Annotated in this window: 21 protein-coding genes; 8 read left to right on the forward strand and 13 right to left on the reverse strand. The window is 72.8% G+C overall.

Features of this window, described 5'->3' with window-relative positions; translation table 11 throughout:
- Nucleotides 1-221 precede the first annotated feature (221 nt).
- Nucleotides 222-1,319 carry an amidohydrolase family protein gene (locus ACF061_RS30635; protein ID WP_392270259.1) on the reverse strand — a complete coding sequence of 366 codons (1,098 nt, stop codon included), beginning with the start codon at nucleotides 1,317-1,319 and terminating at the stop codon, nucleotides 222-224.
- A gap of 190 nt (nucleotides 1,320-1,509) precedes the next feature.
- On the opposite strand from ACF061_RS30635, the gene ACF061_RS30640 reads away from it, so the two are divergent.
- The 5 genes from ACF061_RS30640 to thpD all read left to right on the forward strand — a co-directional run bounded on the left by ACF061_RS30640 (nucleotide 1,510) and on the right by thpD (nucleotide 6,278).
- Nucleotides 1,510-2,616, forward strand: a complete 1,107-nt coding sequence (locus ACF061_RS30640; RefSeq protein WP_392270260.1) for a pyridoxal-phosphate-dependent aminotransferase family protein — start codon at nucleotides 1,510-1,512, stop codon at nucleotides 2,614-2,616.
- A gap of 371 nt (nucleotides 2,617-2,987) precedes the next feature.
- Entirely contained in the window at nucleotides 2,988-3,518 is a 531-nt protein-coding gene (gene ectA, locus ACF061_RS30645) for a diaminobutyrate acetyltransferase (protein WP_392270261.1), read from the forward strand.
- A 129-nt stretch (nucleotides 3,519-3,647) separates the two neighbouring features.
- Nucleotides 3,648-4,919, forward strand: coding sequence for a diaminobutyrate--2-oxoglutarate transaminase (gene ectB, locus ACF061_RS30650; protein WP_392270262.1), 1,272 nt, complete (start codon nucleotides 3,648-3,650; stop codon nucleotides 4,917-4,919).
- A 47-nt stretch (nucleotides 4,920-4,966) separates the two neighbouring features.
- Nucleotides 4,967-5,371, forward strand: a complete 405-nt coding sequence (locus tag ACF061_RS30655; protein ID WP_392270263.1) for an ectoine synthase — start codon at nucleotides 4,967-4,969, stop codon at nucleotides 5,369-5,371.
- Nucleotides 5,372-5,378: 7 nt separating this feature from the next.
- Nucleotides 5,379-6,278, forward strand: coding sequence for an ectoine hydroxylase (thpD, locus tag ACF061_RS30660; RefSeq protein ID WP_392270264.1), 900 nt, complete (start codon nucleotides 5,379-5,381; stop codon nucleotides 6,276-6,278).
- A gap of 175 nt (nucleotides 6,279-6,453) precedes the next feature.
- Here thpD and ACF061_RS30665 read toward each other — a convergent pair whose 3' ends face one another.
- The 4 genes from ACF061_RS30665 to ACF061_RS30680 form a co-directional block, all read right to left on the reverse strand.
- Entirely contained in the window at nucleotides 6,454-7,539 is a 1,086-nt protein-coding gene (locus ACF061_RS30665; RefSeq protein WP_392270265.1) for an aminotransferase class V-fold PLP-dependent enzyme, read from the reverse strand.
- Between the two features lie 260 nt (nucleotides 7,540-7,799).
- The gene (locus ACF061_RS30670; RefSeq protein ID WP_392270266.1) at nucleotides 7,800-8,516 is read right to left on the reverse strand and encodes a DsbA family oxidoreductase; all 717 of its coding nucleotides are present in this window, start codon (nucleotides 8,514-8,516) and stop codon (nucleotides 7,800-7,802) included.
- A 408-nt stretch (nucleotides 8,517-8,924) separates the two neighbouring features.
- On the reverse strand, nucleotides 8,925-9,536 hold the full coding sequence (locus ACF061_RS30675) for a DUF1349 domain-containing protein (protein ID WP_392270267.1): 612 nt from the start codon (nucleotides 9,534-9,536) through the stop codon (nucleotides 8,925-8,927).
- A 44-nt stretch (nucleotides 9,537-9,580) separates the two neighbouring features.
- Nucleotides 9,581-11,110, reverse strand: coding sequence for an aldehyde dehydrogenase (NADP(+)) (locus ACF061_RS30680; protein ID WP_392270268.1), 1,530 nt, complete (start codon nucleotides 11,108-11,110; stop codon nucleotides 9,581-9,583).
- Nucleotides 11,111-11,240: 130 nt separating this feature from the next.
- Between ACF061_RS30680 and ACF061_RS30685 the strand changes: the two genes are divergently transcribed.
- The 3 genes from ACF061_RS30685 to ACF061_RS30695 all read left to right on the forward strand — a co-directional run bounded on the left by ACF061_RS30685 (nucleotide 11,241) and on the right by ACF061_RS30695 (nucleotide 14,137).
- Nucleotides 11,241-12,014, forward strand: coding sequence for an IclR family transcriptional regulator (locus ACF061_RS30685; protein ID WP_392270269.1), 774 nt, complete (start codon nucleotides 11,241-11,243; stop codon nucleotides 12,012-12,014).
- A 3-nt stretch (nucleotides 12,015-12,017) separates the two neighbouring features.
- On the forward strand, nucleotides 12,018-12,488 hold the full coding sequence (locus ACF061_RS30690) for a GNAT family N-acetyltransferase (protein WP_392270270.1): 471 nt from the start codon (nucleotides 12,018-12,020) through the stop codon (nucleotides 12,486-12,488).
- Between the two features lie 197 nt (nucleotides 12,489-12,685).
- Nucleotides 12,686-14,137 (forward strand): peptidoglycan D,D-transpeptidase FtsI family protein, encoded by a 1,452-nt coding sequence (locus ACF061_RS30695; RefSeq protein ID WP_392270271.1) that lies wholly within the window; start codon nucleotides 12,686-12,688, stop codon nucleotides 14,135-14,137.
- Between the two features lie 216 nt (nucleotides 14,138-14,353).
- On the opposite strand, the gene ACF061_RS30700 is transcribed toward ACF061_RS30695, so the two are convergent.
- The 8 genes from ACF061_RS30700 to ACF061_RS30735 form a co-directional block, all read right to left on the reverse strand.
- The gene (locus ACF061_RS30700) at nucleotides 14,354-15,151 is read right to left on the reverse strand and encodes an HAD family acid phosphatase (RefSeq protein ID WP_392270272.1); all 798 of its coding nucleotides are present in this window, start codon (nucleotides 15,149-15,151) and stop codon (nucleotides 14,354-14,356) included.
- 464 nt (nucleotides 15,152-15,615) lie between these two features.
- Nucleotides 15,616-16,902, reverse strand: a complete 1,287-nt coding sequence (locus tag ACF061_RS30705; RefSeq protein ID WP_392270273.1) for a polysaccharide lyase family 1 protein — start codon at nucleotides 16,900-16,902, stop codon at nucleotides 15,616-15,618.
- A gap of 272 nt (nucleotides 16,903-17,174) precedes the next feature.
- Nucleotides 17,175-18,515 (reverse strand): ABC transporter substrate-binding protein, encoded by a 1,341-nt coding sequence (locus tag ACF061_RS30710; protein ID WP_392270274.1) that lies wholly within the window; start codon nucleotides 18,513-18,515, stop codon nucleotides 17,175-17,177.
- Nucleotides 18,512-20,134 (reverse strand): glycoside hydrolase 43 family protein, encoded by a 1,623-nt coding sequence (locus tag ACF061_RS30715; protein ID WP_392270275.1) that lies wholly within the window; start codon nucleotides 20,132-20,134, stop codon nucleotides 18,512-18,514. The genes ACF061_RS30710 and ACF061_RS30715 overlap by 4 nt, the downstream gene beginning before the upstream one ends.
- The gene (locus ACF061_RS30720) at nucleotides 20,131-20,976 is read right to left on the reverse strand and encodes a PmoA family protein (RefSeq protein ID WP_392270276.1); all 846 of its coding nucleotides are present in this window, start codon (nucleotides 20,974-20,976) and stop codon (nucleotides 20,131-20,133) included. The genes ACF061_RS30715 and ACF061_RS30720 overlap by 4 nt, the downstream gene beginning before the upstream one ends.
- Complete coding sequence (locus ACF061_RS30725; RefSeq protein ID WP_392270277.1) at nucleotides 20,973-22,124, reverse strand: Gfo/Idh/MocA family protein; 1,152 nt, start codon at nucleotides 22,122-22,124, stop codon at nucleotides 20,973-20,975. Before ACF061_RS30725 ends, ACF061_RS30720 begins: the two co-directional genes overlap by 4 nt.
- On the reverse strand, nucleotides 22,121-23,005 hold the full coding sequence (locus tag ACF061_RS30730) for a carbohydrate ABC transporter permease (RefSeq protein ID WP_392270278.1): 885 nt from the start codon (nucleotides 23,003-23,005) through the stop codon (nucleotides 22,121-22,123). Before ACF061_RS30730 ends, ACF061_RS30725 begins: the two co-directional genes overlap by 4 nt.
- Entirely contained in the window at nucleotides 23,002-23,937 is a 936-nt protein-coding gene (locus ACF061_RS30735) for a carbohydrate ABC transporter permease (protein WP_392270279.1), read from the reverse strand. The genes ACF061_RS30730 and ACF061_RS30735 overlap by 4 nt, the downstream gene beginning before the upstream one ends.
- Between the last annotated feature and the right edge of the window lie 53 nt (nucleotides 23,938-23,990).

The raw sequence follows: 23,990 nt of genomic DNA on the forward strand, positions 1-23,990 counted from the left end.
ACGACACCACCCTGACACCGGTCACGCCCCGTCAACCGACACGCCGGCGCGTCGGCGATCCGGCGATCCGGCGATCCGGCCGACGCCCCACCACACGGCCGACGCCCCACCGCCCGGCCGTCGGTGCGACCGCTCGGTGATCCCTCCGGCGAACCGCCCGGCCCGCACCGGACCCGGCCCGCGCCGGACCCGGCCCGCGCCGGATTGGCCGGTGACCCGGGCTAGCCGACGACCCGGCCGTTCAGCACCACCCGCCGCGGCGCCGCGAGCACCCGCACGTCGGCGCGCGGGTCCTGCTCGTACACCACGAGGTCGGCCGGCGCACCCTCGTCCAGGCCGGGCCGGCCGAGCCACGACCGGGCGGCCCAGGCCGTCGCCGAGAGGGCCTCGACCGGCGGGATGCCGGCCCTGACCAGTTCCGCGACCTCGCCGGCCACCAGGCCGTGCGGCAGCGAGCCGCCGGCGTCCGTGCCGACGTACACCGGGATGCCGGCGTCGTACGCGGCGCGGACGGTGTCGTAGCGCCGCTCGTACAGCCGGCGCATGTGCGCCGACCAGCGCGGGTACTTGGTCTCGCCGCCGGCCGCGAGGCGGGGGAAGGTGGCGATGTTGACGAGGGTGGGGACGATCGCGACGCCGCGCTCGGCGAACAGCGGGATCAGGTCCTGGGTCAGCCCGGTGGCGTGCTCGACGCAGTCGATGCCCGCCTCGACGAGGTCGCGCAGGGAGTCCTCCGCGAAGCAGTGCGCGGTCACCCGCGCGCCCAGGCGGTGGGCCTCCGCGATCGCCGCCTCGGCCGCCGCCCGCGGCCAGCAGGCGGACAGGTCGCCGAGGTCGCGGTCGATCCAGTCGCCGACGAGCTTGACCCAGCCGTCGCCGCGCCGGGCCTCCCGGCCGACGTACGCGACGAGGTCGTCCGGCTCGACCTCGTGGGCGTAGTTGCGGATGTAGCGGCGGGTGCGGGCGATGTGCCGGCCGGCCCGGATGATCTTCGGCAGGTCCTCGCGGTCGTCGATCCAGCGGGTGTCGGACGGCGAGCCCGCGTCGCGGATGAGCAGCGTCCCGGCCTCCCGGTCCGTCAGCGCCTGCTTCTCGGAGACGTCGTCGGGGACCGGACCGTGCTCGTCGAGGCCGACGTGACAGTGCGCGTCGACGAGGCCGGGCAGCGCCCAGCCCTCGACGGTCCGCACGTCCCTCGCGCCGGCCGGACGCTCGTAGGAGATCCGGCCGCCCACCACCCACACCTCGTCGCGGACCCGGTCCTCGTCCGGGCCGACGAGCACCCGCCCCTTCACGTGCAGCACCGCCTGATCGCTCATGTACCGCACCCTAGTTAGCCGCGGCCGGTGCCGGGCACCCGGTCGCGGTTCCACGCCCTTCCGCCCCGGGCCCCGGCCCTCCCCCGCCGGGGGCCGTGGGGTCCCGCCGGTCGCCGGTGACGGGCGGGGGCGGGCCGCCGGTTACGCTCGACTCCGTCGACCCCGCGACGATCGAGAAGAGAGCACCGCCGTGACGCACCCGTTCCTGGACCTCGCACCGCTGAGCGCGGACCGCTTCGCCTCGATCGAGGACCGGGTGGCGCGCCTGCTCGGCACCGAGCAGGACGTCGTGATCATGCAGGGCGAGGCGCTGCTCCCGCTGGAGGGCGCGATCCGCGCGACGGCCGGTCCGGGCACGACGGCACTGAACGTGATCACCGGCCCGTACGGGCAGACGTTCGGCGACTGGTTGCGCGACTGCGGTGCGACGGTGCACGACCTGTCGGTGCCGTACCACACGGCGGTGACCGCCGAGCAGGTCCGGGAGGCCTTCGCCGCGCACCCGGAGATCGACTTCGTGTCGCTGGTGCACGCGGAGGCGGCGACCGGCAACACCAACCCGGTCGCGGAGATCGGCGAGGCGGTACGGGAGCAGGGCGCCCTGTTCTACCTGGACGCGGTGGCGTCCATCGGGGCGGAGCCGGTCCTGCCGGACGCATGGGGCGTGGACCTGTGCGTGATCGGGGCGCAGAAGGCGATGGGCGGGCCGGCCGGCGTGTCGGCGGTGTCGGTGAGCGAGCGCGCCTGGGCCCGGATGGCGGCGAACCCGCGGGCGCCCCGCCGTTCCTACCTGTCCCTGCTGGACTGGAAGGAGCGCTGGATCGACGGCGGCCGCAAGACGCTGCTGCACGCTCCGGCCCAGTTGGAGATGCTCGCCCTGGAGGCGTGCGTCGAGCGCATCGAGAAGACCGGCCTGGACGCGGTGACGGCCCGGCACCGGTCGGCCGCCGCGGCCACCCGCGCGGGAGTCCCGGCCCTGGGCCTCGGCCTGGAGCCGTACGTGCACAAGGCGTCCGAGGCGGCCCCCGTCGCGACCACCGTGCGCGTGCCCGCGGACGTCACCGCCTCCGGCCTGGTGGCCCGCGCCCTGGCGGCGGACCCCGCCCTCCCGCTGGCGGCCGGCGGCGGCTCCCTCGCCAAGGAGATGATCCGGGTCAACCACTACGGCCCCGACGCGACCCGTGAGACCGTCGAGGCGGCCGTGACGGCCCTGGGCTCCGCCCTGGCCGCCGAGCGGGGCACGCCCGCGGACCTCGAAGGCGCCCGGCGCGCTGTCGCCGAGGCATGGCGGCAGTAACCGCCGGCCGGGTTTTCCGGGGCAGCGAAAGAAAGCAATTCCAGGAATTTAATCCGGGTAATCACGCTTTGCTTCTGCCCCGTTTCCCCGTCTGTAAACGCGAAGATCCAGAGAAGCTTCCATGGCGTAATTCCGGGGTCGACAGCGGAGTTACACCACTGTGACGCACTCCACAGAGGTGGCCATTTTGTCCAGTAATTAACGGGCAAACCCCCACATCAAGCCGCGCCCTCGCGCGACCACGCGCTCGCGCGATAACACATGGAACCGTTCCATGTAAGGGCAGCGGGCGATGCATTTTTTAATTCAGCTCGGTAAGTTCATTTCGCATGACTGCCGCACAAGCAGACCTGCAAACAGTTCACCCGGAAATGCTGAACGCCGTATCCAGCGGTGCCTGCGCCGACTCCGACGGCATATCCATCGAGCGCCCCGTCGTCGCCGACGGCGCCGCGCTCTGGGGGCTCGCGAAGGACTCCGGGACGCTGGACGTGAACTCCTCGTACAGCTATCTGCTGTGGTGCCGCGACTTCGCCGCCACGTCCGCGGTGGCGCGTGACGCCGACGGCCAGCCGGTCGGTTTCGTCACCGGGTACGTGCGGCCCGACCGCCCCGGCACCCTCCTCGTGTGGCAGGTCGCCGTCGACGCCGGCCACCGCGGCCGGGGTCTCGCCGCCCGGCTGCTGGACGCGCTCACCGCCCGTGTCGCCGCCGAGCAGGGGCTCACCACCGTCGAGACCACCATCACCCCGGGCAACACCGCCTCCGAGCGGCTGTTCACCTCCTACGCCGCCCGTCACGGCGCCCAGGTCGAGCGCGAGGTCCTGTTCCCGGGCGAACGGTTCCCGGACGGGCAGCACGACCCCGAGGTCCTGCACCGCATCGGTCCCCTCTCCCTCTGACCTCACCGTCTTCCCGCCGCGGCCGGGCCGACCTCCCGGCCGCTCCCTCCCGGCCGGACCCGACCTCCCGGCCGTTCCCCCCCGGCCCGAACCGACTTCCCACTCCCCAGCACCGAGGAGCGATCCGTCGTGACCATCACCCAGCCCGACCTGAGTGTCTTCGAGACCCTGGAGTCCGAGGTGCGCAGCTACTGCCGCGGCTGGCCCACCGTCTTCGACCGTGCGCGCGGCAGCCGGCTGTACGACGAGGACGGCCACGAGTACCTCGACTTCTTCGCGGGCGCAGGCTCGCTCAACTACGGGCACAACAACCCCGTGCTGAAACGGGCGTTGCTCGACTACCTGGAGCGCGACGGGATCACCCACGGGCTCGACATGTCGACCACGGCCAAGCGCCGCTTCCTGGAGACCTTCCAGAACCTGGTGCTGCGGCCGCGCGACCTGCCGTACAAGGTGATGTTCCCCGGCCCGACCGGCACCAACGCGGTGGAGTCGGCGCTGAAGCTGGCGCGGAAGGTGAAGGGCCGCGAGGCCATCGTGTCGTTCACCAACGCCTTCCACGGCATGTCCCTGGGCTCGCTCGCGGTCACCGGCAACTCCTTCAAGCGGGCCGGCGCCGGCATCCCGCTGGTGCACGGCACGCCCATGCCCTTCGACAACTACTTCGACGGCCAGGTCCCGGACTTCCTGTGGTTCGAGCGGCTGCTGGAGGACCAGGGCTCGGGCCTGAACAAGCCGGCCGCCGTGATCGTGGAGACCGTGCAGGGCGAGGGCGGCATCAACGTCGCCCGCGCCGAGTGGCTGCGCGCCCTGGCCGATCTGTGCGAGCGCCAGGACATGCTGCTGATCGTCGACGACATCCAGATGGGCTGCGGCCGCACCGGCGCCTTCTTCTCCTTCGAGGAGGCCGGCATCACCCCGGACATCGTCACCGTGTCCAAGTCCATCAGCGGCTACGGCCTGCCGATGTCGCTGTGCCTGTTCAAGCCCGAGCTGGACATCTGGGAGCCGGGCGAGCACAACGGCACCTTCCGCGGCAACAACCCCGCCTTCGTCACCGCCACCGCCGCCCTGGAGACGTACTGGACCGACGGGTCGGCGATGGAGAAGCAGACCCGCGCCCGCGGCGAACTCGTCGAGCAGTGGCTGGTCTCGATCGCCGAGGAGAACCTCGCCGACGTCAAGGAGTACCGGGGCCGCGGCCTGGTGTGGGGCCTGGAGTTCCACGCCGCCGAACGCGCCGGGCGCGTCGCGCGGCGCGCCTTCGAGCTCGGGCTGCTCGTCGAGACCTCCGGTCCCGAGAGCGAGGTCGTGAAGCTGCTGCCCGCCCTGACCATCACCCCCGAGGAACTGGACGAGGGCATGGCCGTCCTCGCCCGCGCGGTCCGCGAGACCGCCTGAGCCCTCGGCAGAACACCATCCCCATTCACAAGGAGGCACGCACCACCGTGATCGTCCGTTCGTTCAAGGAGATCGAAGGCACCGACCGGCACGTGAAGGCGGCGTCCGGCACCTGGGAGAGCAAGCGCATCGTCCTCGCCAAGGAGAAGGTCGGCTTCTCCCTGCACGAGACGATCCTGTACGCCGGCACCGAGACGTCGATGTGGTACGCCAACCACATCGAGGCCGTCGTCTGCGTCGAGGGCGAGGCCGAGCTGACCGACCGCGAGACCGGGAAGACGTACACGATCACGCCCGGCACCATGTACTGCCTCAACGGCCACGAGCGGCACACGCTCAAGGTCAAGGAGGACTTCCGCTGCATCTGCGTGTTCAACCCGCCCGTGACCGGACGGGAGGACCACGACGAGAACGGCGTCTACCCGCTGCTCACCGAGCCCGAGGAGGTGTGAGGAACCCATGACCACGACCACCACGACGGTCACCGACCTCTACCCCACCCGCGGCGCCACCGAGGTGAGCCTCCCGCGCCAGGACCCGGTCGTCTGGGGTTCCCCGGACACGCCCGGCCCGATCGCGACCGCCGACCTCCAGGCGTTCGAGCGCGACGGCTTCCTCGCCGTCGACCAGCTGATCACCGACGCCGAGGTCGCCGTCTACCGGCGGGAGCTGGACCGGCTGGTGAACGACCCGGCGATCCGGGCCGACGAACGGTCGATCGTCGAGCCGCGGTCCAAGGAGATCCGCTCGGTCTTCGAGGTGCACCGGATCAGCGAGGTGTTCGCGAACCTGGTGCGCGACGAGCGCGTGGTCGGCCGGGCACGGCAGATCCTCGGCTCGGACGTCTACGTCCACCAGTCCCGGATCAACGTCAAGCCGGGTTTCGGGGCCAGCGGCTTCTACTGGCACTCGGACTTCGAGACCTGGCACGCCGAGGACGGCCTGCCGAACATGCGGACGGTGTCCGTCTCGATCGCGCTGACCGAGAACCTCGACACCAACGGCGGCCTGATGATCATGCCGGGCTCGCACCGGACGTTCCTCGGCTGCGCCGGGGCCACCCCGGAGGACAACTACAAGAAGTCGCTGCAGATGCAGGACGCGGGCACGCCCTCCGACGAGGCGCTGACCTCGCTGGCCGGCGAGCACGGCATCAGGCTGTTCACCGGCCGGGCCGGTTCGGCGACCTGGTTCGACTGCAACTGCATGCACGGCTCCGGCGACAACATCACGCCGTATCCGCGCAGCAACGTCTTCATCGTGTTCAACAGCGTGGAGAACACGGCGGTGGAGCCGTTCTCCGCGCCGGTGCGCAGGCCGGAGTTCATCGGGGCGCGGGACTTCACCCCGGTGCGGTGAACACCGGCCGGGAGCCCGGCCGCCCCGGAGCGGGCCCGCGGCGGGCCCCGGCCCCGCCCGGTGCGGTGGACACCGGGCGGGAGCCGGGCCTGGCCTCACGGCGAAGTGATCATCCGTGGTCGACCGGGCAGGGGCCTCCTCGTACGGGACGGGGAGGCCCCTGCGCCGCGTTTCCTCAGCCCGCCAGCACTTCCAGCAGCCGGTCCACGTCCGCCGCCGTGTTGTAGAGGTGGAAGGCGGCCCGCAGATTGCCCGCGCGGTCGGAGACCTCGATGCCCGCCTCGCTCAACCCGCCCTGCCGGGAGCCGAGCCCGGGAACGGAGACGATCGGGGAGTCCGGCGCGGGCAGGGGCTCGTGCCCCAGCGACCGCAGCCCGGCGCGGAACCGGTCGGCGAGGGCCAGGTCGTGGACGCGTACGGCGTCCACGCCCAGTTCCTCGACGAGTTCCAGCGAGCGGCGACCGCCCGCGTAGGAGAAAAGCGCGGGGCTTTCGTCGAACCGCCGCGCGGAGTGGGCGAGTTCGGCGACCGGGCCGTAACAGCTGTCCCACGGCCGCTCCCCCGCCACCCAGCCGGCGAACAGCGGGCTGAGGTCGCCGAGGTCCTCCGGGACGACCAGGAAGGTCACGCCCCGCGGGCACAGCAGCCACTTGAAGGCGACTGCGGCGACGTAGTCGTAGGCGCCCGCGTCGAAGTCCAGCCAGCCGGCGGCCTGCGAGGCGTCGACGTACGTGCGTGCCCCGTGTTCGCGCGCCGCGGCGCCGATCGCGGACAGGTCGGCGACGCGGCCGTCCGCCGACTGCGCGGCGCTCACCGCGACCAGCGCGGTCCCGGGCCGCACCGCCTCGGCCAGAGCGTCCAGCGGCACACTGCGCACCTTCAGGTCGCGGCGCACGTGGAAGGGGTTCACCACGGAGCTGAAGTCGCCTTCCGCGGTGAGGACTTCGGCGCCCTCGGGGAGCGAGGCGGCGACGACCCCGCTGTAGACGGCGACCGAGCCACCGGCGGCCACCCGGTGGTCCGGCACCCGCACCAGCCGGGCGAAACAGGCGCGGGCCGCCTCGACGTCCGCGAACATGTCGGTCGGCTGCCCGGTGGCCGACGCCTCCACGGCGGTGCGCAGGGCGACCACCGTACGGGCCGGCAGCAGCCCCAGGCTCGCGGTGTTCAGATAGGTGTTCTTCGGGGTGAACTCGGCACGGACGAGGCTCTCGAAGGTCTCCATGGGACCACTCTGCGGCCCCCTGAAGTCAAAGTCCATCGCATAATCCCGCATGACTCGTCCAAGGACTGCTTATGCATCGCCGCCGAGCCGCGCGAACCCGCCTCGCCCGGCGGACGGGCCCCACCCTGCCGGACGTGCGGACGTGCCCCACCCCGGCGGACGGGCCTCACCCCGGCGGGCGCGCGGCCCCGGCGGGCGCGCGGTCTCCGCGGACCCGGGGCGCCGGGGAACGCGCGCACCCCGGGGGATTCGGCACCGCGGCGCCACGTGCCCGCCCCGGAGGACCGGGCGGCGCCTCAGCCCCGCGGCACCGCGCAGCCGTCCGGGCCGCAGGCGTCCCCGTCGCCGTCCTGGAGGACGGTCAGCGGCGCGCGCTCGCCCCACGCCTGGGCGAGGGCCTGGGCGAAGACCTCGGCGGGCTGGGCGCCGGACACGCCGTACTTGCGGTCCAGCACGAAGAACGGCACCCCGGTGGCGCCGAGCCGCGCGGCCTCCTGCTCGTCGGCGCGGACCTCGTCGGCGTACGCGGCCGGGTCGGCGAGCACCCCGCGCACCTCGTCGGCGTCGAGCCCGGCGGCGACCGCCAGCTCGGTCAGCCGCTCCTCCCCCTCGGTGAAGACCGACCGTTCCTCGGCGAAGTTCGCCCGGTAGAGCGCGTCCAGCAGCTCGCTCTGCCTGCCGCGTTCCCCGGCGAGGTGCAGCAGGCGGTGCATGTCGAAGGTGTTGCCGTGGTCGCGGTCCCGGGTGCGGTAGTCCAGTCCCTCGGCGGCGGCCTGCGCGCCGAGGTTGTCCTCACCGGCCCGCGCCTGTGCCTCGCTCATGCCGTACTTGCGGGTCAGCATGGTGAGCACGGGCTGGACGTCGTCCTTGGCCCGGTGCGGGTCCAGCTCGAACGAGCGGTGCACCACCTCGACCCGGTCACGGTGCTCGAAGCCCGCCAGCGCCTTCTCGAAGCGCGCCTTTCCGACGTAGCACCACGGACAGGCGATGTCCGACCAGATCTCGACGCGCATGCTCTGTGTTCTCTCCCGCTCGTACGCACGCGGACGGCGGATTCCGCCCACGACGCGTGAACCTTCAAGCAGCGTGCTTCATTCCCCGGCCGCGCGGATCCCCCGTCACCCGGTCGCGCCGCAGGGTCGTGGATCACCCGCCGCAGGACGCCGCGGGGCCGCGGGGCCGCGGGGCGATCGCCCCGCCCCTGACCACCGCGGCGCCGGACGCCGTGATGCCGGACGCCGTGCCGGCCGAGCGGACGAGCGGGCCCGGTGGCGGGACACTCGGCGCGGTCCGGCAGGCCGGCCGGCGGCCGGCGGTCCGGGGGCCGCCGTCTTCGGGACGCCGGTCCCCTGCGGGATTCGTCGCGGGGCCCGGGGCGGGCCCCGTCGTCCGCGCCGTCCCGCCGGCGGTGACCCGCCCGCTCAGCTCCCGTCCCGCAGGTCGTCCGGCGCGCTCGGCCGGAACTCGATCCGGTCGTACGTCACCGCGCACCCCTCCCCGGTCGGGGACTGGGTCATGAAGCCGACCAGGGTCGCGCCCGGCTCCGGCTCCCCGCCCAGGGTGAACACGCGGACGAAGGTCCAGCGCCGCCCGTCGCGGGAGGCGTGGAAGGCGAAGGCGCGGCCGGTGCGGCTCACCCGGAGCCAGACCGAGGTCCCCTCCACGGTGAAGGAGTTCGCGTCGTCGGAGTGCCCCCGGGTGACCACCGTGCAGACGGTAGGCACGTCCGGGGAGTACTCCAGGCACAGCTTGGCCCAGGCCCGGTCGCCGACGTGGACGTACAGCACTCCCGCGTCGAAGGGCGCGGCGAAACCGGCCGTGACCCGCGCGATGAGCTGGAAGTCACCCTCGGGCGGCGCCCCCAGCAGGCGGGGCGCGTCGGAGGCCGGTTCCAGGGCCTCACCGGCGGGCGGGACGAAGCGGTCCTGGCGGGCACCGGCGCGGCCGGTGAGGGTCCCGTCCCGGTAGGACCAGTCGCCGTCCGGGCCGTAGGGGCGCAGGGCGAAGGGGAGTTCGGGCAGTTCGACGTCCATTCACCGAGTCTCCCAGTCCGCTTCCCGCCGCCCGGCCCGGGGGGTCAGCGTTCCAGACGGCCGTCGAGACGGCGGGGCAGGCCGAGCGGGTTGTCGTCGCGCAGCTCGGGCGGCAGGAGCGCCTCCGGCGCGTTCTGGTACGCCACCGGCCGCATCCACCGCTCGATCGCCGTGCCGCCCACGGAGGTGGACGTGGAGGTCGTCGCCGGGTAGGGGCCCCCGTGGTGCTGGGCGGGGGCCACGGCGACACCGGTCGGCCAGCCGTTGACCAGCACGCGCCCGGCGAGCGGGGTCAGCTCGGCGAGGAGTTCCGCGCCGCGCCCCTCCCCCGCCGCCTCCTCGGTGGACAGGTGCACGGTCGCGGTGAGGTTGCCGGGGAGCCGGGACAGCACGGCCGTGGCCTCGGCCTCGTCGGCGTAGCGGACCACCACGGTCACCGGTCCGAAGCACTCCTCCAGGAGCAGGTCGTGCGCGCCCTCGCCGGTCAGCTCCGCGGCCGGGACGGTCAGGAAGCCCGGAGTCACCGTGCGCTCGCCGGCCGCGCCGGGGGCGACCGGCGATTCGACGCCGGGCAGTCCGGTGCGCTCGGCGACGCCGGCCAGGAAGTTGTCGCGCATGCGCTGGTCGAGCAGGACGCCCGCCGCGGTGCCGCCGACGGCGTCGGTCAGCGACTTCACCAGCCGGTCGCCCGCCGCGCCCGCCGGAACGAGGACCAGGCCGGGCTTGACGCAGAACTGGCCGACGCCCTGGGTCATCGACCCGGCGAGCCCGGTCCCGATGGCCTCAGCCCGCTCTGCGGCCGCCGCGTCGGTGACCAGGACGGGATTGAGGGAGCCCAACTCGCCGTGGAAGGGGATCGGCACCGGACGGGCCGCCGCCGCGTCGAACAGGGCCCGTCCGCCGCGCACCGAACCGGTGAAGCCGGCGGCGGCCACCAGCGGGTGCCTGATCAGCTCGATGCCCGCCTCGAAGCCGTGCACCAGGCCGACGACGCCCTCCGGGACGCCGTGTTCGGCGGCGGCCGCGCGCAGCACCCGGGCGACCAGCTCGGACAGGGCCGGGTGATCGGGGTGGGCCTTGACCACGACCGGGCAGCCGGCGCCCAGCGCGCTCGCGGTGTCGCCGCCGGCGACCGAGAAGGCGAACGGGAAGTTGGAGGCCGAGTAGACGGCGACGACCCCCAGGGGCACCTTGTAGCGGCGCAGGTCCGGGACGGGCGGGGTGGCGGTGTCGTCGGGGTGGTCGACGATCACGTCCAGGAACGCGCCCTCGTCGACGATGTCCGCGAAGGCCCGCAACTGGTAGCAGGTCCGGGCGAGTTCCCCGGTGAGCCGGGCCGGGCCGAGCGCGGTCTCCGCGTCGGCGGCCTCGACGAGCAGGTCCCGGGCGGCCTCCAGACGGTCGGCGGCGGTACGCAGGAAGGCCGCCCGCAGGGTGCGGTCGGCGAGCGAGGCGCGGGCCGCGTGCGCGGCGCGGACGGCGGCGTCCACCTCCTGCGCCGTGGCCTCCACCGCAACCTGTTCCCGCTGCTTCCCGGTACGGGGATCGACACTCCAGACTGGTGCTGCTGCCACCGCGGGTCCCTCCACATGTCTTGCCGCAGTACGTACGTCATCCATCGGTGTTGTTCGATATACTGAACGCCGTCTCTGATGATGAATGCACGAGGAGACTATTTCTCGTCGAACGAAGGGGTCAAGGGCGATGTCGGCAGGCGAGACGGGCGGCGGGGCACAGGTCAAGTCCGCGGTGCGGACCGTTGAATTGCTCGAGTACTTCGCCGGCCGGCCCGGCATGCACTCCCTGGCCGCGGTCCAGGAGGCCGTCGGCTATCCCAAGTCCAGCCTCTACATGCTGCTGCGCACGCTCGTCGAGCTGGGCTGGGTGGAGACCGACGCCACCGGCACCCGCTACGGCATCGGCGTGCGGGCGCTCCTGGTCGGCACCTCCTACATCGACGGCGACGAGGTGGTCGCGGCGGCCCGGCCGACCCTGGACCGCCTGTCCGACGACACCACCGAGACCATCCACCTGGCACGTCTGGACGGCACCAACGTCGTCTACCTGGCCACCCGCCAGTCCCAGCACTATCTGCGCCCCTTCACCCGGGTCGGCCGCCGGCTGCCGGCCCACTCCACCTCGCTCGGCAAGGCGCTGCTGAGCACGTACTCGGACGAGCAGGTCCGCAAGATGCTTCCCGAGACGCTGCCCGCGCTGACCGAGAACACCATCACCGACCGCGAGAGGCTCATCGAGGAGCTGCACCTGATCCGCGAGCAGGGCTTCGCCGTGGACCGGGAGGAGAACACCCTCGGCCTGCGCTGCTTCGGCGTGGCGATCCCGTACCGCACCCCGGCCCGGGACGCGATCAGCTGCTCGATCCCGGTGGCGCGCCTGACCCCCGCGCACGAGCAGATGGTGAAGGATGCCCTCTTCGACGCCCGTGACCGTCTGACGCTCGCCACCCGGAGGCTGTGAGAGATGGACGTCGTGCTCCGCGAGGTACACGACAGCGACCTGCCGGTGTTCTTCCGGCAGCTCAACGACCCCGAGGCACTGAGAATGGCCGCCTTCACCCCGCTGGACCCGGCCGACCGGGACGCCTTCGACACCCACTGGCGAGGGATCCGCGCCTCCTCCGACGTGCTGCGCGCCATCCTGGTGGACGGGGACGTGGTCGGCAGCACGGCGGTGTACGGGGAGCCCGGCGAGCGCGAGGTCACCTACTGGGTGGACCGCGCCCACTGGGGGCGGGGCATCGCCACGGCCGCGCTGCGCGCCCTGCTCGCAGAGGTCCCCGAACGGCCGCTGTACGCACGGGCGGCCGCCGACAACGCGGGCTCGCTGCGGGTGCTGCGCAAGTGCGGTTTCCGGCAGACCGCCCTGGCCCGCGGGTTCGCCCAGGCGCGGGGCGAGGAGATCGACGAGGCCGTTCTCGTCCTGGAGGACTGAAGGACCGAGTCCGAACGGCTGAGCCCTTCCGGGCCGACGGCGGAGGAGACGCCTCTCCCCCGGCGCCGCGTCCGGCCCGCCGGCCCGGACGCGGCGCGGCGGTGACCGCGGCGCACGGGGCGGGCTTCATGAACGTCCGATGAGAAAACGGGCGGACGGGAACGATTCGCCCCGACCCGCTCGTCTTCCGGACCGGGATGAACAAGACGATCAGGCGGGCGTCCGTCTTCGTACTGCTGCTCGTGGTGGCCCTGCTGGCGCGGGCCACCTGGGTGCAGTTCTACGACGGCAAGGCCCTCGCGGACGACAAGGACAACCGGCGCAAGGCGATCGAGACGTACGCCGAGCCGCTGGGCAACATCATCGTGGGCGGCAGCGCGGTCACCGGGTCCGCGCGGACGACCAGCGGTGACCTCAGATACGAGCGGACGTACCCGGACGGCGGACTGTACTCGGCGGTCACGGGCTACAGCTCCCAGGTCTACGGCGCGACCCAGTTGGAAGGCGTCTACCAGGACCTGCTGAACGGCACCGACTCCCGGCTGAAGAACCCGCTGGACGCCCTCACCGGCAAGCGGGCCACCCCCGGCGACGTGATCACCACGATCGACCCGGCCGTGCAGAAGGCGGCGTACGACGCGCTCGGCGACAACAAGGGCGCCGCCGTCGCGATGGACCCGGCCACCGGGAAGATCCTCGCGGTGGCCTCCACGCCGTCGTACGACCCCACCGTGCTCAGCACCGGCGACAAGGACGCCTGGCGGAAGCTGACCCAGGACCCCGACAAGCCGATGACGAACCGGGCGCTGCGCCAGCCGCTGCCGCCCGGCTCGACGTTCAAGCTGGTCGTGGCGGCGGCGGCGCTGGAGGACGGGCTGTACCCGTCGGTGGACGTACGGACCGACAGCCCGGACCCGTACAAGCTGCCGGGCACCACCCGGGTGCTGTCGAACGAGAACCCGAGCGCCCCGTGCGAGAACGCCACGATCCGCACCGCGCTGCGGTACTCCTGCAACAACGTCTTCGCGAAGATGGCCGTCGACCTCGGCCAGGACAAGGTGAGGGCGATGGCGGACCGGTTCGGCTTCGACGACCGGGCGCAGGACGTGCCCGTGCGCGCCTACCCGAGCGTGTACCCGTCCGGGATGGACGAGGCGCAGACCGCGCTGTCCGGGATCGGCCAGTTCGACGTCACCGCCACCCCGTTGCAGATGGCGATGGTGTCCGCGGCCCTGGCCGACGACGGCCGACTGGTCTCGCCGCACATGGTGTCGCGGACCACGGACGGCGACGGCAACGTGCTGCGGGACTACGACGCCGAAGCGGAGACCAAGCGGATCGTCAGCTCCGCCACGGCCGCTCAGCTGCGCTCCGCGATGCGGACCGTGGTCGAGCAGGGCACCGGCACCAACGCGAGGATCCCCGGCGTGACGGTGGGCGGCAAGACGGGCACGGCCCAGCACGGCGAGAACAACAGCCAGGTGCCGTACGCCTGGTTCACCGCCTACGGCACCTCCGACTCGACGGGCAGGCAGGTCGCGGTCGCGGTGGTCGTGGAGCAGTCGGACGCGGCCCGCTCGGAGGTCAGCGGCAACGGCCTGGCGGCACCGGTGGCCAAGGCGATGATGCGGGCGGCGCTGAAGGGATAGGTCCGCTCCGCCGCGCGGGGCGGACCGGCGGGCGGGGCGGACCGGCGGGCGGGGCGGACCGGCTGGCGGGGCGGGGCGGACCGGCGGGCGGGGCGGGGCGGACCGGCGGGCGCGTCGCCCGCGCGGGTCCTCCTCGCCGCGGAGGTGGGACGGGAACCGGCCGCCGCCGCGTCCGGGAGAGGTCGCCGTCCCCTCCGGGGCCCTTGACGCGGGGGCCTAGCTCACGAAGTACGTCGGGTTGGGCAGCTTGTAGGTGCGGTCCGCGTGGCCGCCGCCGAAGTCGGAGTACTGGTCGCCGAAGTTGGCGATGATGTCGTACCCGAGGTCCTCGATGTGCTTGCGGGTGCCGGACTTGTACTGGACGGTGGTGCACTTCCAGGCGCCCGGGGTGGCGCAGTCGCTCAGGTACGCCGGCGGGTTGGCCGCGTCCTTGAGGAACATGTGGGCGGCGTCGAGGTTCACGTCGGCGCCGACCTTCTTCAGGTTCTCCACCGCGGCCGCGCGCTGCGCCTCGGACAGGCCCGAGTTGTAGAAGACCGTGACGCCCTTCTCCGCCGCGTAGCGCACGAGCTCGGGGCTGCCGAAGACCTCCGGCCGGTCGGCCTCGTTGACGTAGGCCGCCCAGGTGGCGCCGTTGTAGCCGTAGTTGTTCTTCTTCTCGTAGTCCAGGCTGAGCAGCAGCGTGTCGTCGATGTCGAAGACGACGGCCGGCTTGTCGCCCTTGTGGTGCCGCGCCTTGCGGGCCGCCTGGTCGATGTACCGCTTGGCGTCGGCGTCGATGCGCGCCAGGTCCTTGGCGTACGGGCTGTCCGGGGACGCCTGGTAGACGCCGTTCGCGTCCTGCGTGGTGCCGTAGTAGGTGTCGATGTCCTTGGTCAGCAGCCCGATGTTGTAGGGCTCGTGGGTGGAGTTGGCCGTGGACTGACCGGCCGTGGCGGCGCCTGCGCCGTACAGGGCCGCACCGGCGATGACGCAACTGGCGGCGACGGCCGTTGCCTTGAGGGACTTCCGCATGGGTTCTCCGGATCTAGTCGGTGGCTGATCCACCAGGTCACGCATTGTCTACGCGCATCACGTGGCACCGCGCGAGAGGCGTTATCCGATCGATACGCCCTTCGCCCGGCGCGTTGCCCGCGCATGGGTGCGACGTGACCTCCCCTTGACCCGCCCCGGGCCGTGATCCGCTGTCACGGGCCGTGGCGGACGGGGCCGGGGAGCGACGACGACACCGGGATCGTGCCGGTCCCCGCCGAGCACCCCGGTGGCACCCGGGCCGAGCACCGCCCCGCCCGTCGTCCTCCGGGTCAGCGTCCCTTCCCGGCAGCCAGTCGCCCGGATACGTCCGCGGTGTCGCCGACCGCGCCTCGGCCCGGGTGGGCTGCGGCCGGTTCGCCGGGACCGTGGGCATGCGGGTGCTCCTTCACGAGGGTGCGGGAATCGGGGGCCGGGGCGGTGCGCACCGCCCCGGCCCGGGGGCGTCAGCGCAGCCGGCCCGCGCCCGCGCCGTGGTCGACGACGGCGGGGACCGCCCTCGGGGAGTCCACGTGGGTGCGCAGGACCGGTGTCCAGCCCGCGCCCGACCGCAGGGTCTCGTCCGGAACCTCGGTGTTGTGGACCGCGATCAGGTCGGTGCGCCGGCCGTTGACGTAGTTGTCGGCGGCCGTCACCGGGGCCTCCTTCCACTTCTTCAGGACCCGACCGGCGCCGACGCCGCTCGGCAGCGTGAACGCGTTGTGCTCGGCGACCAGTTGGGACTCCATGCCGATGCCGTAGCTGTAGCCGTAGTCCGCGCCCGCCACGAAGTGGTTGTTGTAGGAGTCGACCTGGCCGAAGCGGACCCGCGGGGCGCGCTCGACCAGATCGGCGAACAGGTTGTGGTGGAAGGTCACCTTCAGGTGGCCGCGGTCCACGGCGGCGGTGGACGCGCTGTCGCTGTTGCCGATCAGGATCGTCTTGTCGTGGTCCTCGAAGACGTTCCAGGAGGCCGTCACGTAGTCCGCGCCCTTGACGATGTCCAGCTCGCCGTCGTGCTGCTCGAAGATCCGGCCGTAGTAGTGCGGCAGGGCGCTGTCGGGGTGGTCGCCGTCGGTGAACGTATTGTGGTCCATCCACACGTGGGTGGCGCCGTGGACCACCGCGCTGTCGTACTCGGAGTTCCAGTTGCCGTCGGCGGTGTCGGTCGGGTCCCACTGCGGGAAGCAGTCGAGCGGGCTCTCGAAGGAGAGGTTGCGGACGATGACGTTGTCCACGTCCTTGATCTGCAGGCTGGCCCCCTTGAAGCCGGCGTCCTCGCCGACGCCGACGATGGTGGTGTTGGCGGGGACGTAGGCCTTGACGTAGGCGTCCTGCCGCGCCTGCGAGGCACGGCGCAGCCCCTCCGGGCTGTCCTCGGGCTCGGCGGAGAGGTCCCTGTCCCGGCCCCAGGTCTCGGGGGCGTAGGTCTTCAGATAGGTGTCGAAGTCGTAGCCGGGGACGGCGAAGGAGCCGCAGCCCGGGCCGTCGGCGTCGATCGTCCCGCTGACCCTGATGATCTTCGGCGCGTCCCCGTCGGCGGCGAGGGCGGCCTTGAAGGCGTCCCAGGTGCGGACGGTGTGGACATGGGCCGCGTCGGCCCGGGCGCCGCCCGTCGTGCCGGCGCCGTAGGAGGCCCAGCCGTCCTGGGCCGCGAGCACCTGGCGGCCCGGGTCGGCGTGGTGGTGGCGGGGCTGGGCGGCGGCGGTGCCGGTGACGGCGAGCACCAGGGCCGTGCAGGTCACGGCCACCATGCTGACGCGCTCATGACATTTTGATAGGCGCACTGTGGAAATCTCCTCGCTCACGGGTCCGGATCGCCGGCGGGCCGGGTGATCCGGGACGGGGGATGTGGTCGTGCGGCCGGACGGCGTCGTGGCTCCGGGCGGCGGTGGAGTCGCCGGCGAGGTGCGGGGCCCGGAGCGGCGCCCGGCGGCCCGGGCCGTCCCGGCCACCGCCAGGGCGGCCGGGACGGCGGCGAGCGCCGAGCGGGCGACTCGTCCGCGGGTAGGCGACACGACGGTGATCAGCCCTTCTGCCGCTTCCACTCGGCCTGCGCCTTGTTGAGCTGGCCGGCCAGCGTGTCCAGGAACTGCTTCGCGGTCATCCTGCCGAGCAGCAGCTTCTGGAAGTTCGGCTCGTTGTCCGCCTTGGAGATGGTGTTCCAGTCGGGCAGGTAGTAGGGCAGTTGCACGATCCTGGTGTCGGCGCCGTTGAGCGCCTCGGCCGCGAGCCTGGTCGGCTCGGCCTGCTGGATCCAGGCGTCCTTGGCCGCGTCGACGTTCGCGGGCACCTGGCCGGCGGACTCGTTGAACTTGGAGTTCTCCGCCGCCGAGACGGCGAACTCGATGAACTTCCAGGCCGCCGCCTTGTTCCCGCCCGCCTTGAACAGGGCCAGCCCGTCGACCGGGTTGGACACCTGCACCCGGGTGCCGTCGGCCAGGGTGGGGTTGGGCACGCCCCGGAACCTGTCCTTGCCCAGCGCCTTCAGGTGGTCCTGGTAGGAACCGAGGTTGTGGCTCAGCATGCCGATGGTGCCGGAGTCCCACTGGGCGACCATCTTGGTGAAGTCGTTGTTGACGTCGGCGGACGGGGTGTCCTTCTTGTAGAGCGCGACGTACTTCTCCAGCGCGGCCACGTTCCTCGGATCGTTGACGGTGGTCCGGTCGCCCTTCCAGAACGAGGTGATGCCGGTCTGCCCGTACACCGCGTCCAGGGCCGGCGCGATGGCTCCCTCGCCGCCGCGGATGGTGAAGCCGAACGCGTTCTGGCCCTTGTCCGTGAGCTTGTCGGCGGCCTCGTAGAACTTCGGCCAGGTGGTCGGCGCTTCCAGGCCCGCCTTCTCGAACAGGTCGGTGCGGTACCACAGCGTGCCGTTGTTCACCGAGGTCGGGATCTGGTAGAGGGTGTCGCCGCCGCCGGCCGCCTTGCTGACGCCGAGCAGGTTCTGGCTCAGTCTGCCGTTCAGCGCGCTGTCGCCCAGCCGGCCGTCCAGTGGTTCCAGCGCGTCCTGCGCCGCGAGTTCGGCCAGCATGGCGGTGCCGACGCCGCCGACGTCGGGCAGGCCGCCGCCCTGGATCGCGGTGTCGTACTTGGACTGGGCGCTCGCGGCCGGGATGCCGACGTACTTCACCTTGATGTCCGGGTTCTTCTTCTCGAAGTCGGCGATGATCTGCTTCCAGATGTCGGTGCGCACACCGCCGTTGTTGTCCCAGAAGGTGATCTCGCCCTTGCCGGCCCCCTCGGCGCCCTTGCCGCCGGCGCCGCCGCCGTCGTCGCCGCACCCGGTCGCGGTCAGCGCGAGCACGGAACCCACGGCGACGGCCACGGCGGAACACCGCCTGTTTCTGTGGAAGTTGGTCTTCATCGATCGGCTCTCTTCTCCTGGATCCGACGAGCGAGGTGAGACTGCGGGGAGACGTTCGTGCCGTGTGCGGCGGTGATGCGGAACCGCGTGAAGGTGGCCGCGCCGGCGTGTCCCCGGCCGGCGGGCGCGAGCGCGAACAGGCCGGGCAGGGCGCCGACCCAACGCCAGGGGGTGGCGGCGAAGACCTGCCCGGACGCCCGGAAGCCGGCGCCGGTGTCGTAGGAGAACCGGCAGCGCGCCCCCGCGCCGGCCTCGACGCGCAGCCGCGCCCGTCCGCCGGGCGCGGGCACCGGGCGGCCGGCGTCCCGCTCCGCCTCGGCGCCCCGCTCGGCGAACCGGTGCACCAGACGGACCTTCCCGTCGCTCCCCCGCTCCAGGCCGATCCAGCGGTACGCGTCGCCGAGGACGGCGAGTCCGGCCCGGGCCCCGGGTTCCGCGCTGTCCAGGCGCAGGTCCACCTCGATCACGCAGGGGCGGCCCGGCAGCCGCTGGGTGAGGACGTTCGGCAGGCTCCGCAGGTCGTGGGCGGTCGGCGAGCGCAGGCAGGTCAGCCGCAGCCCGTCGCCGAAGTGCTCGGTGGCCCAGCCGTCGCGCGGGTTGGCGGTCCACTGCCACTGCCGGCCGTAGCGGCCGCCGGGGAAGTCGTCGTCGGTGGCGGGCGCGGCCGGCGGCTGCGGCGGCAGGGCGGGCCTGCGGTGCACGGCGACGGGGGCGCCCTCGTCGCCGACGACCGGCCAGCCGTCCGGACCCCAGCGCATCGGCTGGAGATGGACGACCCTGCCGTAGGCCCCGCGCTGCTGGAAGTGCAGGAACCAGTCCTCGCCGGTCCGGGTGCGCACCCAGCCGCCCTGGTGGGGGCCGTTGACGTCGGTGTCCCCCTGTTCCAGGACGACCCTCTCCTCGTACGGCCCGAAGAAGCCGCGCGAGCGGAAGGCGCCCTGCCAGCCGGTCTCCACGCCGCCCGCGGGCGCGAGGATCCAGAACCAGCCGTCGTGACGGTAGAGCTTCGGACCCTCCAGGGTGAACCAGCCGGGGATGCGGTCCCCGTCGACGATCACCTTGCCGTCGTCCAGCAGCGAGGTGCCGTCGGGGTGCATGCGGTGGCCGGTGAGCCGGTTCTTGACCCCGGAGCGGGACTTGGCCCAGGCGTGCACCAGGTAGGCCTCGCCGGTCTCCTCGTCCCACAGCGGGCAGGGGTCGATGAGTCCCTTGCCCGCCTTGAGCAGGTGCGGGCGGGTCCACGGGCCGCGGATCTCGGGGGCGTTGACCTGGAACAGGCCGTGGTCGGGATCGCCCCAGAAGATCCAGAAGCGGTCGTCGTGGTGGCGGAGGGCGGGCGCCCAGACGCCGCCGTCGGGGCGTGGGGAGCGGAACTCGGCCTCCGGTTCCAGCCGCTCCAGGGCGTGCCCGACCAGGGTCCAGTCGACCAGGTCGCGCGAGTGCAGCAGCGGCAGGCCGGGGGCGCGGCCGAAGCTGGAGGCGGTCAGGTAGTAGTCGTCGCCGACGCGCAGGACGTCCGGGTCGGACCAGTCGGCGTCGAGGACCGGGTTGCGGTAGACGCCGTCGCCCACTCCGGCGCCGGGCGGGCCGGGGACGCCCCGGGAGTTCGCGGGCCTCACGGCGTCACCGCCTCGCGCACCAGCGCCGCCGCCTGCTCCCGCTCCAGGCGGCCGTCGGCGACGACGGTGACGATCCGGCGCACGACGGTCTCCCCCGGCGCGACGGCGAGCCGTTCGGTGCGGGCCAGCGAGGAGCCCACGCCCGGGTACTCGGCGGCCCGGACGAACCACGCGTCCCGGCGGGTGGCCCCGGTGGCCCCGGCGAGGACCAGCGTCCAGGTGCGGCCGGCCAGGGCGACCCAGTCGGCGCGGGCGCCGTGCGCGGCCGCCTCGCCGTCGCCGTCCGGGGTGCGCACGAGCGGGGGCTCGTCCTCCTTGCGGGCGCGCCAGAAGAAGCCGCCGTACGCCGCTCCGGGGCGCCCGTTGGTGGCCGGGCTGCCGAACGAGAGCGGGCCATGGGTCACGTTGGTGAGCGAGAAGGTGAAGTCCAGCGCCCAGGCGGTGTCGCCGAGCCCGGTGGCCGCGACGGTACGGCGTTCGCGCAGCAGTTCGCGCCCGTCGGCCACCCAGCGCAACTCCTCGACGAACCCGTCCGGGCCGCACCGCCGGAAGCCGGCGTGCCGCTGGACGCCGTGGTTGTCCAGCTCGGTCGGGCCCCGGTCGCGCACGAAGGTGCGTCCGCCCCAGAAGTTGTGCCCCTCGACGTCGGGGACGGCGACACCGACGCCGAGGTGGTGGAGGTGGTCGGCGGGGCCGAGTTCGGTGACCGGGGTGCCGGACAGGGTGGTGACGGGGTGCAGGTACGGGCGGGGGGCGAGCCGGGCGGGCAGCCGGGGCCGGGTGACGTAGCGGGCCACCGGGCGGCCGGCGACCCGCAGGACCGGCGCGTCGTTCGGGGTCATCCGGTGGTCGCCTCCTCCGGCAGGGCCCAGGGGGCGCCCAGTTCGGAGTAGAGGCGGAGCGTGTCGGCGCAGTCCGCGACGAGCCCGTCGATGCCGGGTACGACCCTGCGGTGCGCGCCGGCGTCCGGGCGCCAGGCGCCGGACGGCAGCGGGCGCGGGTCCGGGGCCGTGCGGACGGCCTCGACCACCCGCATGAAGGCGCCGGTTCCGGCGGGCGTCACCAGCAGCCCGGCACCGGTGGTGACGTGGGCGACCAGGTTCTCGAGCAGGTCGGTGCGGCCGTGGCGGAACTCCCGCGGGCCGTGTCCGGCGCGTTGCAGCAGCACGCGGTCCTGCTTGTACCAGAGGGTGATCCGGCCGCTGGTGCCGTGCACCAGGACGTACGGCTCGCCGGGGTGCTCGGCGCACAGGGTCGCGGCGACGGCGACCGGGCCGCGGGTGGTGGTGACGCGGACGCAGGAGGTGTCGTCGGACTCGATGGCGTTGGCCCGCCACAACTCCGTCTCGATGCCGGTGACGTCCTCGGCGCGGGTGGTGCCGAGCAGGGCGAGGGCGGTGGCGGTGGCGTGCGCGAGGGGGTTGGTGAGCACGCCGTCGACCACGTCGGCGCCGTTCAGCCGGCGCCTGCCCGCCCAGGGCGCGCGCCGGTAGTACGCCTCGTCGCGTGCCCAGGCGCCGGCCGCGCCGATCCCCGTCACCCGTCCGATGGCGCCCTGGGCGATCAGCTCCCGGACGGCGGGCACCGCGTGGGAGCCGAGCGACTGGAAGCCGATCTGGCAGGCGACCGGGGCCGCGGCGACCCCGTCGGCGATCCGGCGGAACTCGGCGTAGGAGGGGGCCGGCGGCTTCTCCAGGAGCAGGTGCACGCCCCGTTCGGCGGCGGTGAGCGCCAGGCGGGTGTGGGTGGGGATGGGGGTGCAGATGACCGCGATCCGCGCGCCGGTGGCGTCGAGCAGGGCGCCGAAGTCGTCGGACTGCGCGGGCCTGCCCAGTCCTTCGGGGATCTCGTCGTCGGTGAGCGGGGTCAGCTCGCAGACGCCCACGAGCCGGACCAGGCCCCTGCGCTGGAGGCGGCGGACGTTGTCCAGGTGCCGGCGGCCGTGGCCGCGGGCGCCGGCGAGCACGAGGGGCAGGGGGGCCGTGGTCATCCCTTCACCGCCCCCGCGCTGAAGCCGGTGATCAGCCACTTCTGGATGAAGGCGAACACGATCACCACGGGCACGGCGGCGACGATGCCGCCCGCGGCCAGCGCGCCGAGGTCGACGCTGTCCGCGCCCATCAGGGTGTTGAGGCCGACCGGGATGGTCTGCTTGCTCTGGTCGGACAGGAACATCAGCGCGAACAGGAAGTGGTTCCAGGCGTGCACGAAGGCGAAGGAGCCGACGGCGATCAGGCCGGGCCGCAGCAGCGGCAGGACGACGATGCGGAAGGCGGCGAACCGGTTGCAGCCGTCCACCCAGGCGGCCTCCTCCAGCGACGGCGGCACGTTCCGGATGAAGCCGCTGATCAGGATCATCGACAGCGGCAGCTGGAAGACGGTCTCGGCGATGATCACGCTGCCGAGCGAGTTGATCATCGACAGCCTGGCGAAGATCTGGAAGAGCGGGACCAGCAGCAGTGCGCCGGGGACGAACTGCGAGCAGAGCAGTCCCAGCATGAACGCCCGCTTCATCCGGAAGTCGAACCGGGCGAGCGCGTAGCCGCCGGCCAGCGCCACCACCGTGGTGAGCAGCAGGGTGGCGACGGCGACGAGGACGCTGTTGCCGAAGTAGGTGCCGAAGCTCCGCTCGGTCCACACCTTCTCGAAGTGGTCGAAGGTGACGGGCCAGGGGACCAGGGAGGTGGAGCCGGCCGGGCGCAGCGCGAACAGCAGGATCCAGTAGAAGGGGACCAGGGTGAAGACCAGGTAGACCGTCAGCGGCAGGTAGATCTGCCAGCGCGGGACCTCGTCCCAGGCGCGGCGCCGGCCGCGCGGCGGGGCCGGCGCGGGCGCCGTGCGCCCGGGCGCGGGGGCGATCTCGGTGATCACTTCTCGTCACCTCCGAACTTGCTCAGCCGCAGATAGACCATCGAGCAGAAGAGCAGGATCACGAACGCCACCGTGGTCAGGGCGGAGGCGTAGCCGAAGTTGTGGGCGTCGACGCTGGTGTTGGCGATGTAGAGCGGCAGGGTGGTGGTCTCGCCGGCCGGTCCGCCGCCGGTGAGCGTGTAGAGCAGGTCGACGTTGTTGAACTCCCAGACCGCGCGCAGCAGCGTGGACAGCACGATGGCGTCCTTCAGGTGGGGCAGGGTGATGTGCCGGAACTGCCTCAGCCGGCTCGCCCCGTCGACCTCGGCGGCCTCGTACAGGTCCTTGGGGACGGACTGGAGGTCGGCGAGGATGAGGATGGCGAAGAAGGGCACTCCGCGCCACAGGTCGGCGACGACCGCGGCCGGGAAGACCGTGGAGGTGTCCGACAGCCAGCTCGCGCCGTAGGAGCCGAGGCCCAGGTCGGCGAGGTAACGGCTGACGCCGGTCTGGGAGTTGTAGAGCAGCACCCAGATGGCGGAGGTGAGCACGCCGGAGACGGCCCACGGCGAGAACACCAGTGCCCGGCCCAGCGAGCGGCCCACGAAGGTCTGGTTGACGATCAGGGCGAGGGCGAGTCCGAAGAGGAGCTGGAGCCCGACCTCGACGACGACCCACTTGGCGCTGAAGGTGAGCGTGTCCCAGAACTGGGGGTCGTCGGTGAAGGCGTGGACGAAGTTGTCGAATCCGGCCCAGCCGTCGCGCCACGGCTTGGTGGGGTTGTAGTCGCGCAGGCTGTAGTAGAAGACGCTGAGCACCGGGTAGGCGATGAAGCCCAGCATCAGCAGGGCGGCCGGGGCGATCAACAGGTACGGGAGCCTGCGCGGCGTGGCGGAGGCACGGCGCCGCCGGGGTGGCGCGGGCGGTTTCGCCACGGCTGCGGCTTGGGCCATGACTGTTCTCCGTTCGCATGGATGAGGCGTCGCCCGGAGGACGTCCGCGGGGG

Origin of the sequence: Streptomyces sp. NPDC015220 (genome assembly GCF_043079345.1) — a bacterium.
Classification (GTDB): domain Bacteria; phylum Actinomycetota; class Actinomycetes; order Streptomycetales; family Streptomycetaceae; genus Streptomyces.

Excerpts from the sequence above, each read along its gene's own strand:
- ACF061_RS30685 (WP_392270269.1), top strand. The coding sequence starts at position 11,241 with ATGTCGGCAGGCGAGACGGGCGGCGGGGCACAGGTCAAGTCCGCGGTG.
- ACF061_RS30700 (WP_392270272.1), bottom strand. The coding sequence starts at position 15,151 with ATGCGGAAGTCCCTCAAGGCAACGGCCGTCGCCGCCAGTTGCGTCATC.
- ACF061_RS30670 (WP_392270266.1), bottom strand. The coding sequence starts at position 8,516 with ATGCGCGTCGAGATCTGGTCGGACATCGCCTGTCCGTGGTGCTACGTC.
- ACF061_RS30725 (WP_392270277.1), bottom strand. The coding sequence starts at position 22,124 with ATGACCACGGCCCCCCTGCCCCTCGTGCTCGCCGGCGCCCGCGGCCAC.
- ACF061_RS30735 (WP_392270279.1), bottom strand. The coding sequence starts at position 23,937 with ATGGCCCAAGCCGCAGCCGTGGCGAAACCGCCCGCGCCACCCCGGCGG.
- ACF061_RS30665 (WP_392270265.1), bottom strand. The coding sequence starts at position 7,539 with ATGGACTTTGACTTCAGGGGGCCGCAGAGTGGTCCCATGGAGACCTTC.
- ACF061_RS30695 (WP_392270271.1), top strand. The coding sequence starts at position 12,686 with ATGAACAAGACGATCAGGCGGGCGTCCGTCTTCGTACTGCTGCTCGTG.
- ACF061_RS30720 (WP_392270276.1), bottom strand. The coding sequence starts at position 20,976 with ATGACCCCGAACGACGCGCCGGTCCTGCGGGTCGCCGGCCGCCCGGTG.
- ACF061_RS30705 (WP_392270273.1), bottom strand. The coding sequence starts at position 16,902 with ATGGTGGCCGTGACCTGCACGGCCCTGGTGCTCGCCGTCACCGGCACC.
- thpD (WP_392270264.1), top strand. The coding sequence starts at position 5,379 with ATGACCACGACCACCACGACGGTCACCGACCTCTACCCCACCCGCGGC.
- ectA (WP_392270261.1), top strand. The coding sequence starts at position 2,988 with ATGCTGAACGCCGTATCCAGCGGTGCCTGCGCCGACTCCGACGGCATA.
- ACF061_RS30635 (WP_392270259.1), bottom strand. The coding sequence starts at position 1,319 with ATGAGCGATCAGGCGGTGCTGCACGTGAAGGGGCGGGTGCTCGTCGGC.
- ACF061_RS30710 (WP_392270274.1), bottom strand. The coding sequence starts at position 18,515 with ATGAAGACCAACTTCCACAGAAACAGGCGGTGTTCCGCCGTGGCCGTC.
- ACF061_RS30675 (WP_392270267.1), bottom strand. The coding sequence starts at position 9,536 with ATGGACGTCGAACTGCCCGAACTCCCCTTCGCCCTGCGCCCCTACGGC.
- ACF061_RS30690 (WP_392270270.1), top strand. The coding sequence starts at position 12,018 with ATGGACGTCGTGCTCCGCGAGGTACACGACAGCGACCTGCCGGTGTTC.